Here is a 15,164-nt window from a genome sequence, read left to right as displayed (position 1 = left end):
GGGAGAAAATGAAAAACGGCTTGTCCGATATGTCATTCATATACATATCGGACAAGCCGTTATAGAACAACGGTTATCGGCCGTCAATCCATGATGCGGCGGGAGCGCTTGGCGCTCATGAGCAGCAGGAAGCTGCGCGGCTGGGCGGTGATGACGAACCCGGCCTCGTAGGTGAGCTCCGGACCCTTGGGGCTGAACGTGTCGGCCACGAGCGTCCACGTGGAGCCGTACTTCTCATCCGGCAGCTTGAACACGATGGGCTCGTAATGCGCGTTGAAGATGAGCAGGAAGCTGTTATCGGTCATGGGGGAGCCGTACCAGTCGGTCTCCGGGATGTCCTTGCCGTTGAGGAACACCATCACCGATAGTGCATGCGTGTTGCCCCAGTCCTCGCGGTCCATGATCTCGCCGGTATGGTCGAACCATTCCGCCTGCGGGATGCGGTCCGACGTGTCGCCGGCCGCACGTCCCGTGAAGAAGCGGCGACGGTGCAGCACCGGATGGTTGAGCCTGAGATGGATGAGCTTCTTGGTGAACTCCAGCAGGTCCCTGCGGTCCTGGTCGAGCTCCCAATCCGTCCACGAGATCTCGTTGTCCTGACAGTAGGCGTTGTTGTTGCCCTGCTGCGTGCGACCCACCTCGTCGCCGCCGCAGATCATGGGAATGCCCTGGCTGACCATGAGCGTGGCGATGAAGTTGCGACGCTGGCGCTGACGCAGGCAGTTGACGTCCTGGATGTCGGACGGACCCTCCACGCCGCAGTTCCATGAACGGTTGTGTGATTCGCCGTCGCGGTTGTCCTCGCCGTTGGCCTCATTGTGCTTGTCGTTATAGGTGACGAGGTCGTTGAGCGTGAAACCGTCGTGCGCGGTGATGAAGTTCACCGAGGCGACCGGTCGGCGGCCATTGGCCTGATACAGATCGGAGCTGCCCATCAGACGGCTGGCGAACTCGGGCAGCGTGGATGGCTGCGAGCGCCAGAAATCGCGTACGCAGTCGCGGTAGCGTCCGTTCCACTCGGACCAGCTGGACGGGAAGCCGCCCACCTGGTAGCCGCCGGATCCGAGGTCCCACGGTTCGGCGATGAGCTTGATGTGCGAGAGCACGGGGTCCTGTTCCACGATGTCGAAGAACGCGGAGAGCTTGTCGACTTCCTGGAACTGACGGGCCAGCGTGGCCGCCAGATCGAAGCGGAAACCGTCCACGTGCATCTCGGTCACCCAGTAGCGCAGCGAATCGGTGATGAGCTGCAGCGCATGGGGGGAACGCATGAGCAGGGAGTTGCCGGTGCCGGTGGTGTCGAAGTAGTGGGCGAAGTCACCGCCGACGAGACGGTAGTAGTTGCGGTTGTCGATGCCGCGGAAGCTCAGGGTGGGACCACGATGGTTGCCTTCGGCAGTGTGGTTGTACACCACGTCGAGAATCACTTCGATGCCGGCCTCGTGATAGGCCTTGACCATCGACTTGAATTCGTTGACCTGCTCGCCGTATTCGCCGGAGCTGGAGTAGGCGTTGTGCGGGGCGAAGAAGCCGATGGTGTTGTATCCCCAGTAGTTGCTCAGCCCTTTCTCGGTGAGGAAGGAGTCGTTGACGAACTGGTGGATGGGCATGAGCTCCAGCGCCGTGACGCCGAGCTCCTTGAGATAGTTCACCACGGTGGGGTAGGCGAGTCCGGCGTACGTGCCGCGGATTTCGGCGGGCACGTCCTTGCGCAGGTTGGTCATGCCGCGCACATGGGCCTCGTAGATGACCGAGTCGTGGTAGGGGATGTTCGGATGCTTGTCGTTGCCCCAGTCGAAGAACGGATTGACGACCACCGACTTCATGGTGTGCGCCGCGGAATCCAACGTGTTGAGATTGTATTCGTTGTCCGGGTCGCTGAACTTGTACGAATATAGGCTTTCATCGCCGTCCGTGTGCCCCTGGATGGCGCGGGCGTACGGATCGAGGAGCAGCTTCGACGGATTGCATCGATGGCCGCTCGGCGGGTCGAACGGGCCGTACACGCGATATCCGTACCGCTGTCCCGGTTGAAGACCCGGTATGTAGTTATGCCATACATACGAGTTCTGCTCGGTCATTTCGATGCGGGTCTCGTTGTCGTCCGCGTCGAAGAGACAGAGCTCCACTTTTTCGGCCGCTTCCGAGAACAGCGCGAAATTCACCCCTGCGCCGTCGTAGCGGGCTCCCAACGGATACATTGAGCCTGGTCTGATCTGCATACATCCAGTATCGCATCGTCCATCCCCATAATCGGTAATACACGGGTTAATCCACGGTAAATCAAAGGATGACATAGGGTGTTGCCCCGAGAATCTCCCTGGGAAACCCCTCTTTCTGCTATAGACTTGCAGTACAAGCAAAGAGACGAAGGAGTTTTCTTTATGTCCGACAGCAACAGACCGAACGAGAGCGACAAACCGGCGGAAGAGGGGATGAACGCCGTTCCGGAGGGCATTCCGTCGCAGGAGGCCCCGGCCGTCCCCAATTACGAGCCTCCGGCCCAGTGGGCCGCGCCGACCGGACCGCAGCAGGGTCAGGCGTTCCCCGTTCAGAATCCCGTCCAGCAGCAGTTCCCCGGTCCGGAATATCAGGGACAGTCGCAGCATCCGATGAACTTCCAGGCCCCGCCATATACCCCCGAAGGGCAGCAGCCCGAGCTCGGCCAGCCGCAATACGCTGCGACTCAGGCTATTCCGACGGCCGAAGGGCAGGATCCTGCGGAGCAGCCCGCTCCGGCAAATGCGTTCCCGCAGGGTGAGCCCATTCAGGCCCCCGGACCGGTCCCGCCGAATGCTCCGGCTCCGGGCGATCAGATTCCCGGTCAGCCCCCGGTCGGCCAGCCGCCTTACGGCGCCCCGTATGGACAGCCACCGGTTCCCGGCCAGCAGCCGCAGGCCCAGCCTAAGAAGAGCAAGAAGAAGCTGTTCATCGGTCTTGGAATCGGCGGTGGTGTGATCGTGCTGGCCGTGATCATCGCGCTGATCGTCTTCTTTGTGCTGCAGGGGGGCAAGCCCAAGGCCGAGGACTACACGTCCGCCATGACGACGATCTCCAAGTTCTCCACCAAGCAATCCGCCGTCCAGACGAAGATCGCGGACGTGTACTCCGCCACCTACAAGGGCGGCAACACCTTCACCGAGGACGACGTGACCAAGGTCAAGGAGAAGGTCAAGGACTACAAGGACACCGTCGGCGCCTTCAAGGACAACAAGGTCATGAAGGACGAGAAGGTCAAGGAGAAGTACGACGCTTACGTCAAGGCCGTCGACTCCTACGGCACCTATGCCAACAACCTCGCCGAATCCGCCAAGCCGATGTCCGACGCCGTGCAGGTATGCGACGACGAGCCGTCGAGCAGCACGTATTCCGCAAGCTTCGCCTCGAAGTACAGCGAATACCTGAGCAACTGCATCGCCAAGCTCGACACGCTCTCCAAGGTCCCCGACAAGAGCATCGCACAGTTCGGCACCGACATGAAGGACCATGCCACCAAGATCAACGACGTGGTCAAGCAGCTCGCCGCCCTTGGAGACCCGACCAAGATCGAATACGGCAGCGCCGCATACGACAAGTACGACGATCTGGTCGATCAGCTCTACGACCTGTCGAGTACCTCCGACATCACCACGGACTTCTCTGAGAACCTTCGCGAGGCGGAGGACAAGGCCAGTCCGCAGGATGAATACAATGCGCTTGACAGCGCGCTGCAGGACGGATTCCAGGAGGCGCTGAGCCACTGAGCCGTCAGACCCCGACTGGCTGGTAATCGGTGTTGCCGGCGGTCCGGACGAATAAACCGGTCTTTCCACCGACGTTTCGTCGTGATGGGAGGACCGGTTTTTTGATTGATGCCGGGCTATGTCTCTGAAGGCTCTTGGAAGCGTGCGGGAGGGGAATGGACGATTGCGATACTATGGCAGTCATGACCGAAACGAATGAATCATTGTGGCGCGCGCCGTTCGCGGCCGAACCGCTGGACGCCACCGTAACCATCCCCGGCAGCAAATCACTGTCGAACCGGTATCTTGTCCTCGCCGCGATGGGCACCAAGCCCGTCACGCTCATTGGTTTGCTGCGCTCCCGCGACACCGAACTGATGATGGGAGCCTTGGAGGCGCTGGGCGTCTCCTGCGTCGCCGATGCGGACGACGAGACCACCGTGGTCGTCACCCCGCCGGAGAACGGGGTGTTCCGAGGAGACTCGTCGGTGTTCTGCGGCCTTGCGGGAACGGTGATGCGCTTCGTCCCCGCCCTGGCATTGTACGCCGATGGGCCGGTGCATTTCGATGGCGACAAGCAGGCATACCAGCGTCCGATGGGACCTCTGCTGGAGGGGCTCCGTCAGCTCGGTGCACGCATCGATTTCGAGGGGGAGCCGGGGCATCTGCCGTTTACGCTCATTCCGCCGGAACAGGCCGTCGGAGGTTCCGTGTCCATTGATTCCTCGGGGTCGAGCCAGTTCATCTCCGGATTGCTGCTCGGCGCTCCGAAGCTCAGGGGCGGGCTGAGGCTTACCCATACCGGCGAGCATCTGCCGAGCCTTCCGCATATCCGCATGACCATGGCGGATCTTGGAGCAGCCGGTGCCGACGTGCGTATGGACGGCCGCACCTGGACCGTCGCGCACGGTGACGTACAGCTGCCGCAGCAGGTCGTCGTCGAACCCGATCTGTCGAACGCCGCGCCGTTCCTGGGGGCCGCATTGATTGCCGGCGGTACCGTACGCGTACCCAACTGGCCCGAACATACGACCCAGCCCGGCGGCCTGCTGCCGGAATACCTGGAGCATATGGGAGCCACGATAACGATCGAGGAGATGCCCAACGGCGCAAGGACCCTGGGTGTGACCTCCAACGGCGTGATTCACGGACTTGGTGACTTCGACCTTTCCGCTGCGGGGGAGATCGCCCCGTCGCTGGCCGCATTGCTGGTGTTCGCCGATGCCCCGACCTCGCTTACCGGCATCGGGCATCTGCGTGGCCACGAGACCAACCGTCTCGAGGCATTGGTCACCGAGATTCGCCGTGTCGGGGGAGACGCCGACGAGCTCGCCGACGGCATCGCCATTCGTCCCGTGGCCTCGGAGTTGCTACACGGAGCGGTGATGGAGACGTACGCGGATCATCGCATGGCCACGTTCGCCGCGATGCTGGGCCTGCGCATCAGGGACATCGATGTAGTGAACGTGGAGACCACGCGCAAGACCATCCCCGATTTCGTGGGCCTGTGGTCGTCTATGCTGGGCTGACGTCCTGACGACGTCCGCCCAGATGAGATGGCAATAGAAAAGGCTTCTTCGGATTCGTTTCTGGAATCCGAAGAAGCCTTTTCTATGAATCATGAGCGGTTGTGGGCGACGTGGTCAGTCGTCGCGTCGCCCACAACCGGACTCGTCACTCGCTATAGTCGGCGGGCTCGAACACGTTGCCGTAGGAGTCCTTGCCGGCAGCGGCGATCTTCGCGGACTTGCGGGCGATGGCGAGCTCCTCGTTCGTCGGGTAGACGGCCACGATGACGGAGGAATCCGGCGTGGAGATGACGCGCGGCTCGGAGGTGTGAACGTTGTTCTTCTCCTCGTCAAGCTTGACGCCGAACGGAGCGAGGCGGTCGATGACCATCTTGCGGATCGGGGAGGCGTTCTCGCCAACACCGGCGGTGAAGGTGATCACGTCGACGCCACCCATCTGGGCGGTGTAGTTGCCGATGTAGGCCACGATGCGGTGCACGTAGACATCGAGAGCCAGCTTGGCGTCCTCGTTGCCCTCATCGGCCAGGCGCATGACCTCGCGCATGTCGCCGTAGCCGGTCATGCCGGTCAGGCCGGAGCGCTTGTTGAACAGGGCGTCCAGTTCGTCCACGTTCATGTGGGCGTTGCGAATCAGGTGGAACACGACGGCCGGGTCGATGTCACCGGTGCGGCCGCCCATGACCAGACCCTCGAGCGGGGTGAGGCCCATGGAGGTGTCGACGGGCTTGCCGGAGATCTGGGCGGAGGCGGAGGCACCGTTGCCGATGTGCAGCACGATCTGCCTGAGGCCTTCGGCCGGCTTGCCGATGAGCTCGGGGACGACGGAGCCGACGAACTCATGGGAGGTGCCGTGAGCGCCGTAGCGGCGGATCTGGTAACGGTCGGCGATCTCCTTGTTCAGCGCGTAGGTGCTGGCTTCCTTCGGCAGCTGGAAGAAGAAGGAGGAGTCGAAGACGAACACCTGCGGCACGTCGGGCAGCAGGGAGCGCATGACCTCGGCGCCCTTGGCCTCGGGGCCGTTGTGCAGCGGAGCGAGCACGGCGAGGTCCTTGACCTTGCCGATGGTCTTGTCGTTGACGAGGGCCGGGTTCGGGAAGATGGAGCCGCCCTGCACCACGCGGTGGCCGACGGCAATGATGCCGGATTCCTCGAGATCCGGGCCGTACTCCTTGAAGAAGCCGAGGACGCGCTTCAGACCCTGCTCGTGGTCGTGGATCGGCTCGGTGAGCTTGTGCTTCTCACCCTTGTACTCGTGCTTGTAGTTGCCGTCGATCGGCTCGCCGATCTTCTCGACCAGACCGGATGCGATGCCTTCGCCGGTTTCGAGGTCCACCAGCTGGTACTTGATCGAGCTGGAACCGGAATTGATGACAAGGACGGTTTTCGCCATTGTGGGCTTCCTCCATTGTTGTGTTTGGGGAGCGTCATGCTCCACTTCCTTGACCGAGGTTACTCGTCGGTGGATACATTTCGCTACGTATATTCCTGTGTTTTCCATGAAAAAACCGTTCCAATCGCGACGATCGGAACGGTTTGTGAGATATGTCACATCAACGGGACTTCTCGGCCTGTGATGCGGCCTCCGTGAAATTCGTCGATGCATGCGGTGGCAAGGCGCACCGAGGAAAGACGTACGAAGATGCGTCGACCGAGGAGCAACGCAGCTGATACTCCATCAGCGGATAAATTGAAATGACGCGTGCGGCTTCAAGGCGCAGGAGACGAAGGCGTACGACGGTACGCCGAGCCTCCCGTAACGCAGAAGACGCTCCGTCATTTCAATTTATTCCCACTCAATGGTCGCCGGCGGCTTGGAGGTGCAGTCCAGCACGACGCGGTTGATCTGGCGGCATTCGTTGGTGATGCGCGTGGAGATCGCGGCGAGCACGTCGTAGGGGACGCGGGACCAGTCGGCGGTCATGGCGTCCTCGGAGCTGACCGGGCGCAGTACGATGGGGGAGCCGTAGGTGCGTTCGTCGCCCTGGACGCCGACGGAGTGGACGTCGGCGAGCAGCACGACGGGGCACTGCCAGATGTCGCGGTCGAGGCCGGCTTTGGTGAGTTCCTCGCGGGCGATGGCGTCGGCCTCGCGAAGCACGTCGAGGCGTTCGCGGGTGATCTCGCCGACGATGCGGATGCCCAGGCCGGGGCCGGGGAACGGCTGGCGCCAGACGATCTCGTCGGGCAGGCCGAGCTCGGTGCCGATGGCGCGCACCTCGTCCTTGAACAGGGTTCGCAGCGGCTCGATGAGCTGGAACTTGATGTCCTTGGGCAGGCCGCCGACGTTGTGGTGGCTCTTGATGTTGGCCGCGCCGTCGCCGCCGCCGGACTCGACGACGTCGGGGTAGAGCGTGCCCTGCACGAGGAACTTCACTTCCTTGCCGCGTGCGCCGGCCTCTTCGAGCACCTGCTGCTGCGCCTTCTCGAAGGTGCGGATGAACTTCTCGCCGATGATCTTGCGCTTGCGCTCGGGCTCGGAGACGCCCTTGAGCGCATCGAGGAAGTCGTCGGCGGCGTCGACGGTGATCAGCCGGATGCCGGTGGCCTCGACGAAGTCGTGCTTGACCTGCTCGACCTCGCCCTTCCTGAGCAGGCCGTGGTCGACGAACACGCAGGTGAGCTGGTCGCCGATGGCCTTGTGCACGAGGGCCGCGGCGACGGCGGAGTCCACGCCGCCGGACAGGCCGCAGATGACCTCGGCGTCGCCGACCTTCTCGCGGATCTTCGCGACCTGATCCTCGATGATGCCGGCGGAGTCCCAGTTGTCCTCAAGGCCGGCGCACTTGTGCAGGAAGTTCTCGATGAGGTCCTGGCCGAGCGGGGTGTGCTTGACCTCGGGATGCCACTGCACGCCGTACAGCTTGCGTGATTCGTCGGCCATGGCGGCGACGGGGGCTCCCTCGGTATGGGCGAGCACCTTGAATCCCTCGGGGGCCTTGTTGACGGCCACGCCGTGGCTCATCCACGTGTCCTGACCGGTGGGGGAGCCCGCGAGGATGCCCTCGGCGTCGGTGATGACGGCTGGGGTCTTGCCGTACTCGCCGAGCGCGGCCTTGTCGACGTCGCCGCCGAGCTCATGGGCCATGACCTGGAAGCCATAGCAGATGCCGAGCACCGGGACGCCGGCGTCGAAGATCTTCTCGTCGATGCCGGGGGCGCCGGGCTCGAACACCGAGGCGGGGCCGCCGGAGAGGATGATAGCCTGGGGATCCTTGGCGAGGATCTCGTCCACGGGCATGGAATGCGGCACGAGCTCGGAGTACAGGTGGGCCTCACGTACGCGACGTGCGATGAGCTGCGCGTACTGCGCCCCGAAATCTACGACCAGAACCGGTCCGTTGGCCATGAATGCCTCCTATATCAAGCAATTGGCGGGGTTGACAGATGTGTCGATTATGTCCCGTGATTGCGACATAACAAAATGATTACAACTTGCCCGAACGCGGACTCCTACGAGCCGAAGGATGGGAGGAATCGTTGCGCTCACGGGCGGATGAATGGCGCAATCGTTCACATGGCGTGCCGTGAGCGATAACGACACGCCCTTGGGATTTAACAAAGGAAATGTAATTCTAAGTGGTAGCTTTTCGAAAAACAAGGCAAACTTAGGCAACGGAAAATCGTTGTTTTCCCAATAGCATCGGCGCTGTCGGACGTCCTTCCCGGATTCACAATTTCCTATCCCCGTTGAAAACTTTTTGAACATTTTTTAACAAAAGTGTTCGTGGTCGCCGAAGGAAAGTCCGCGAGTTCTCCTACCATGAATAGCGATTAGGAAAACCGGTCAATTGCACGTTCCAAGTCAACGGGCGCAAGGGCTGGCGAACCTGAGAAAATAACCGATCGCACATTATGTGCAGAAGTACAGGAGTACACATGACGAGTCCTGTTATTGGCACCCCTTGGAAGAAGCTGAACGCTCCGATCTCCGACGAAACCCTCGAGGCCGTCGACAAGTACTGGCGCGTCACCAACTACCTTTCCATCGGTCAGATCTACCTCCGCAGCAACCCGCTGATGAAGGAGCCCTTCACCCGTGAGGACGTGAAGCACCGCCTGGTCGGACACTGGGGCACCACCCCTGGCCTGAACTTCCTCATCGGCCACATCAACCGTCTTATCGCCGATCACCAGCAGAACACCGTGATCATCATGGGACCGGGCCACGGTGGCCCCGCCGGCACCTCCCAGTCCTACGTTGACGGCACCTACACCGAGTACTTCCCGAACATCACCAAGGACGAAGCCGGCCTGCAGAAGTTCTTCCGCCAGTTCTCCTACCCGGGCGGCATCCCCTCCCACTACGCTCCGGAGACCCCGGGCTCGATCCACGAGGGTGGCGAGCTGGGCTACGCCCTGTCCCACGCCTACGGCGCCGTGATGAACAACCCGAGCCTGTTCGTGCCGGCCATCGTCGGCGACGGCGAGGCCGAGACCGGCCCGCTGGCCACCGGCTGGCAGTCCAACAAGCTCGTCAACCCGCGCACCGATGGTATCGTGCTGCCGATCCTGCACCTCAACGGCTACAAGATCGCCAACCCGACCATCCTCTCCCGCATCTCCGACGAAGAGCTGCATGAGTTCTTCCACGGCATGGGCTACGAGCCGTACGAGTTCGTCGCCGGCTTCGACGACGAGGACCACCTGTCGATCCACCGCCGCTTCGCCGAGCTGTTCGAGACCGTCTTCGACGAGATCTGCGACATCAAGGCCGCCGCTCAGACCGACGACAAGCACCGTCCGTTCTACCCGATGATCATCTTCCGCACGCCGAAGGGCTGGACCTGCCCGAAGTTCATCGACGGCAAGAAGACCGAGGGCTCCTGGCGCTCCCACCAGGTGCCGCTGGCCTCCGCCCGCGACACCGAGGAGCACTTCATGGTGCTCAAGAAGTGGCTGCAGTCCTACAAGCCGGAAGAGCTGTTCGACGAGAAGGGCGCCATCCGCCCCGAGGTCACCAAGTTCATGCCGCAGGGCGAGCTGCGCATCGGCGAGAACCCGAACGCCAACGGCGGCCGCATCCGCGAGGACCTGAAGCTCCCGAAGCTCGAGGACTACGAGGTCAAGGAAGTCAAGGAGTTCGGCCACGGCTGGGGCCAGCTCGAGGCCACCCGTCGTCTCGGCGTCTACACCCGCGACGTCATCAAGCTGAACCCGGATTCGTTCCGCATCTTCGGACCTGACGAGACCGCCTCCAACCGTCTGCAGGCCTCCTACGAGGTCACCAACAAGCAGTGGGACGCCGGCTACCTGTCGGATCTGGTCGACGAGCACATGAACGTCACCGGCCAGGTCGTCGAGCAGCTTTCCGAGCACCAGATGGAAGGCTTCCTCGAGGCCTACCTGCTCACCGGCCGTCACGGCATCTGGAGCTCCTACGAGTCCTTCGTGCACGTGATCGACTCCATGCTGAACCAGCACGCCAAGTGGCTTGAGGCCACCGTCCGCGAGATTCCGTGGCGCAAGCCGATCTCCTCCATGAACCTGCTCGTCACTTCCCACGTGTGGCGTCAGGATCACAACGGCTTCTCGCACCAGGATCCGGGTGTGACCTCCGTGCTGCTGAACAAGTGCTACAACAACGACCACGTGATCGGCATCTACTTCGCCGCCGATGCCAACATGCTGCTGGCCGTTGGCGAGAAGGTCTACAAGTCCACCAACATGATCAACGCGATCATTGCCGGCAAGCAGCCGGCCGCCACCTGGCAGACCCTGGACGAGGCTCGTGCCGAGCTCGAGAAGGGTGCCGCCGAGTGGGAGTGGGCTTCCAACGCCTCCTCCAACGATGAGGTCCAGGTCGTGCTCGCCTCCGCCGGCGACGTCCCGACCCAGGAGCTCATGGCCGCCGCCGACAAGCTGAACAAGCTCGGCGTGAAGTTCAAGGTCGTCAACGTGGTGGATCTGGTCAAGCTCCAGTCCGCCAAGGAGAACGACGAGGCCCTGACCGATGAGGAGTTCGCCGATCTCTTCACCGCCGACAAGCCGGTCCTGTTCGCCTACCACTCCTACGCCCACGACGTGCGTGGTCTGATCTACGATCGCCCGAACCACGACAACTTCAACGTCCACGGCTACGAGGAGCAGGGCTCCACCACCACGCCGTTCGACATGGTGCGCGTGAACAACATCGACCGCTACGAGCTGACCGCCGAGGCCCTGCGCATGGTCGACGCCGACAAGTACGCCGACGAGATCCAGAAGCTCGAGGACTTCCGCCTCGAGGCCTTCCAGTTCGCCGTCGACAACGGTTACGATCACCCGGACTACACCGACTGGGTGTGGCCGGGCGTCAAGACCGACCTGCCGGGTGCCGTCTCCGCCACTGCCGCCACCGCCGGCGACAACGAGTGAGATTGCTCACAGTAGTCTGATCGACTAACGGCGAAAAGCTTCCCTCCAGTGTGCTGGAGGGAAGCTTTTCCATTATCGGGAAAGGTGTTTTTCCAACGTTTTGCCGCCGTCGCCCTCCTGTCGATCGGCAAATGCAACAGAAGACAACATAAAATAGCGGGTCGGCCTTTATACTTACAATGGTTGCGGTTGCAAAGCAGTGTTGCCCGCACCTCAGCCCGACAGAGGACTGAACAACTGCAAAGGAGTTTGACTGTGAGTCTTACCAGTGTGTATATCGCCAGCCCCGAGGCCGCCAATGGTCGCAACGTCGTCGCCTACGGCGTCGTCGCCGCTCTCGCCGGCCAGTACAAGACAGGCGTGTTCCGTCCGGCCGCATGCAAGAAGGAAACCTTCACCGATGTCCTGCTGAGCGCGGCAACCGCAGGCCAGACCCGTGAGCAGGCCGTTGGCGTCTGCCCATGCAGCGCCCGCGAAGACAAGGAAGGCGCCCGCGGCGACATCGTCCGCGCCTACTCCGCCGCCGTCGCCGCATCCGATCCGGAAGCCGTCGTCGTCGTCGGCACCGACAAGAGCGATATCTTCGACCCCGCCGCATTCGACTTCAACGCCGCCGTCGCCGCCGATCTCAAGGCTCCCGTGTTCCTCGCCGTGTGCGCGCTGAACCGCAGCGCCGAGCAGGCCAAGGCCACCGTCGCCGCCTGCGCCAAGAGCGTCGAGGCCGCCGGTCAGACCGTCGCCGGTGTGTTCCTCACCGGCTGCGCCGATGACAAGGCCGCCGACGTGAAGGCCGCCCTCGCCGAGTTCCCGGCCCCCGTGTGGACCGTTCCCGCGCATGACTGCGGCACCGAGGAGGAGGCCAAGGCCGCCCTCGCCGACTTCGAGGCCCACGCCCCCGCCGCCCAGATTCTGGCCGCGCTGAACCAGGACTTCGACCAGCCGACCACCCCGTACGCCTTCCAGACCGATCTGCTGAACAAGGCCAAGGCCGCAAAGAAGACCATCGTTCTGCCCGAGGGCGAAGAGGACCGCATCATCAAGGCCGCCGACTACCTGCTCGAGCGCGACATCGTCAACCTCATCATCGTCGGCGAGAAGGACCAGATCCTGGCCCGAGGCAAGGAACTTGGCCTCAACTCCCTCGAGAAGGCCACCTTCCAGTCCATGAACGACGAGGAAGTCCTCGCCCCGATGACCGAGAAGCTGTGCGAGCTGCGCGCCAAGAAGGGCATGACCCCGGAACAGGCCCGCAAGCAGCTGACCGACGCCAGCTACTTCGGTACCATGCTTGTGGTGCTCGGCAAGGCCGACGGCCTCGTCTCCGGCTCCATCAACTCCACCGCCAACACCGTGCGCCCGGCCCTGCAGGTCATCAAGACCAAGCCCGGCCAGAAGCTCGTCTCCGGTGCGTTCCTCATGTGCTTCAAGGACCACGTGGCCGTCTTCGCCGACTGCGCCATCAACCTGAACCCGAACGCCGAGCAGCTCGCCGAGATCGCCATCCAGTCCGCCGAGACCGCCAAGGCCTTCGGCATCGACCCCAAGGTCGGCATGCTGTCCTACTCCACGCTCGGCTCCGGCAAGGGACCTGACGTGGACCTGGTCGAAGAGGCCACCAGCATCGTCAAGCAGAAGGCCCCGGAGCTCGCCGTCGTCGGCTCCATCCAGTTCGACGCCGCCTGGTCCCCGGTCGTGGCTTCCACCAAGGCCAAGGGCAACGACGTCGCCGGCCACGTCAACGTGTTCGTGTTCCCGGACCTGTGCGCCGGCAACATCGGCTACAAGGCCGTTCAGCGCTCCTCCGGCGCCTTGGCCATCGGCCCGGTGCTGCAGGGTCTGAACAAGCCGGTGAACGATCTGTCCCGCGGCGCCAACGTCGAGGACATCATCAACACCGTCGCCCTGACCGCCGTCACCGCACAGTGACACCGGTTCAAGACCGACACGCATAGACCACGAAGGGTCACGGCATAACGCCGTGGCCCTTTTTCGATATAATGCTTTCATTCACAACGCCGTTCGAGAAGGGATTCCCGCCACATGCGACAGGGATTTGACAACGACAAGTACATCGAATTGCAGGCCGCCAACATCCGAAAGCGCATCGCGCAGTTCGGCGGCAAGCTGTATCTGGAATTCGGCGGCAAGCTGTTCGACGACCATCACGCGTCGCGGGTCCTCCCGGGTTTCGAACCCGACGCCAAGTTCCGCATGCTGCAAAGCCTTGTCGACGACGTGGAGATCGTCATCGCGGTCAACGCCAACCACATCGAGAAGGCCAAGGTCCGCGGAGACCTCGGCATCACCTACGACGAGGATGTGCTGCGTCTCATCGACATCTTCCGCTCATACGGGTTCCTCGTCGGCTCGGTGGTCCTCACCCAGTATGCCGGGCAGCCCGCCGCCGACGCCTACCGGCAGCGTCTCGGCCAGCTTGGCGTGACCTGCAGGCTGCATTATCCCATCGCCGGATATCCGCATGACATCGAGCGCATCGTCTCCGACGAAGGATACGGGCGCAACGACTACATCGAGACCAGCCGTCCGCTCGTCGTCGTCACCGCACCCGGACCCGGCTCCGGCAAGCTCGCCACCTGCCTCTCCCAGCTCTACCACGAGTACAAGCGCGGCGTGCAGGCCGGCTACGCCAAATACGAGACGTTCCCCATCTGGAACCTGCCGCTGGGCCATCCCGTCAACATCGCCTACGAAGCCGCCACGGCCGATCTCGACGACGCGAACATCATCGACCCGTTCCATCTGGAGGCGTATGGCGAGACCACCGTCAACTACAATCGCGACGTCGAGGCGTTCCCCGTGCTCAAGGCCATGATGGAGACGATCATGGGGAAGAGCCCCTACGCCAGTCCGACCGACATGGGCGTCAACATGGCCGGCTACGCCATCATCGACGACGAGGCGTGTCGGGAGGCCTCACGCATGGAGATCGTGCGGCGCTACTTCACGGCATGCGTCAACTTCAAACGCACCGGGGAGGGCGAGGACCAGATCGAACGGCTGCGTTCCATCATGACGAAGGCCGGCGTGGACGAGAACCTCTCCCCGGCGAGGAAGGCCGCGCTCGACAAGGAACAGGCCACCGGAGGGCCGGCCGGCGCCATGGTCCTTCCCGGCGGCCGCGTCGTCACCGGCAAGACCGGCGAACTGCTTGGCGCGGCCAGTGCACTGCTCATGAACGTGCTCAAGGCCGTCGCCGGCGTGGACGATGCGCTGAGCGTCATTCACGACGACGCGATCGAGCCGATCTGCCGACTCAAGACCGAACATCTCAACAGCGTCAACCCGCGTCTGCATTCCGACGAGACCCTCATCGCCCTGTCGATCACCAGCGCATCGGACCCCGTCGCCGAACGCGTCATCGACGGCCTCGAGCAGCTGCGCGGATGCGATGCGTTCTTCTCGGTCATCATCTCGGCCACGGACGAGGCCCTCTACCGCAGGCTCGGCATCAACGTATGCTGCGAGCCGAAATACGAACAGGCGAGCCTTTACCATAAATGACGCCCCCTGACAGGCCATCCAGTCCGCGAACGCATCC

At 62.7% G+C, this 15,164-nt stretch carries 8 protein-coding genes; 5 read left to right on the top strand and 3 right to left on the bottom strand.

The window, feature by feature from the left end:
• Positions 1–83: 83 nt before the first annotated feature.
• Positions 84–2,222 carry a glycogen debranching protein GlgX gene (gene glgX, locus CS006_RS07265; protein WP_100511145.1) on the bottom strand — a complete coding sequence of 713 codons (2,139 nt, stop codon included), beginning with the start codon at positions 2,220–2,222 and terminating at the stop codon, positions 84–86.
• Positions 2,223–2,384: 162 nt separating this feature from the next.
• Between glgX and CS006_RS07260 the strand changes: the two genes are divergently transcribed.
• Positions 2,385–3,743: a hypothetical protein gene (locus CS006_RS07260; protein WP_100511144.1), complete on the top strand. Its 1,359-nt coding sequence runs from the start codon at positions 2,385–2,387 to the stop codon at positions 3,741–3,743.
• 182 nt (positions 3,744–3,925) lie between these two features.
• Entirely contained in the window at positions 3,926–5,251 is a 1,326-nt protein-coding gene (gene aroA, locus CS006_RS07255) for a 3-phosphoshikimate 1-carboxyvinyltransferase (protein ID WP_100511143.1), read from the top strand.
• A 145-nt stretch (positions 5,252–5,396) separates the two neighbouring features.
• Here the strand turns inward: aroA and CS006_RS07250 are convergent, their stop codons facing one another.
• Positions 5,397–6,641 (bottom strand): acetate/propionate family kinase, encoded by a 1,245-nt coding sequence (locus tag CS006_RS07250; protein ID WP_100511142.1) that lies wholly within the window; start codon positions 6,639–6,641, stop codon positions 5,397–5,399.
• 393 nt (positions 6,642–7,034) lie between these two features.
• A complete protein-coding gene (guaA, locus tag CS006_RS07245; RefSeq protein ID WP_100511141.1) occupies positions 7,035–8,597 on the bottom strand; it encodes a glutamine-hydrolyzing GMP synthase in 1,563 nt (520 codons plus the stop codon).
• Between the two features lie 530 nt (positions 8,598–9,127).
• Between guaA and CS006_RS07240 the strand changes: the two genes are divergently transcribed.
• From CS006_RS07240 to CS006_RS07230, 3 genes are all read left to right on the top strand, one after another.
• Positions 9,128–11,605 (top strand): phosphoketolase, encoded by a 2,478-nt coding sequence (locus CS006_RS07240; RefSeq protein ID WP_100511140.1) that lies wholly within the window; start codon positions 9,128–9,130, stop codon positions 11,603–11,605.
• A gap of 255 nt (positions 11,606–11,860) precedes the next feature.
• On the top strand, positions 11,861–13,531 hold the full coding sequence (pta, locus tag CS006_RS07235; protein WP_100511139.1) for a phosphate acetyltransferase: 1,671 nt from the start codon (positions 11,861–11,863) through the stop codon (positions 13,529–13,531).
• A 114-nt stretch (positions 13,532–13,645) separates the two neighbouring features.
• Positions 13,646–15,127, top strand: a complete 1,482-nt coding sequence (locus CS006_RS07230) for a DUF1846 domain-containing protein (RefSeq protein ID WP_100511138.1) — start codon at positions 13,646–13,648, stop codon at positions 15,125–15,127.
• The last annotated feature ends 37 nt before the right edge of the window (positions 15,128–15,164 follow it).

It is taken from the genome of Bifidobacterium primatium (assembly GCF_002802875.1).
GTDB classification, from domain to species: domain Bacteria; phylum Actinomycetota; class Actinomycetes; order Actinomycetales; family Bifidobacteriaceae; genus Galliscardovia; species Galliscardovia primatium.
The sequence above is the reverse complement of the archived record's forward strand: the minus strand, read 5'-3'. Positions and strand labels throughout refer to the sequence as shown.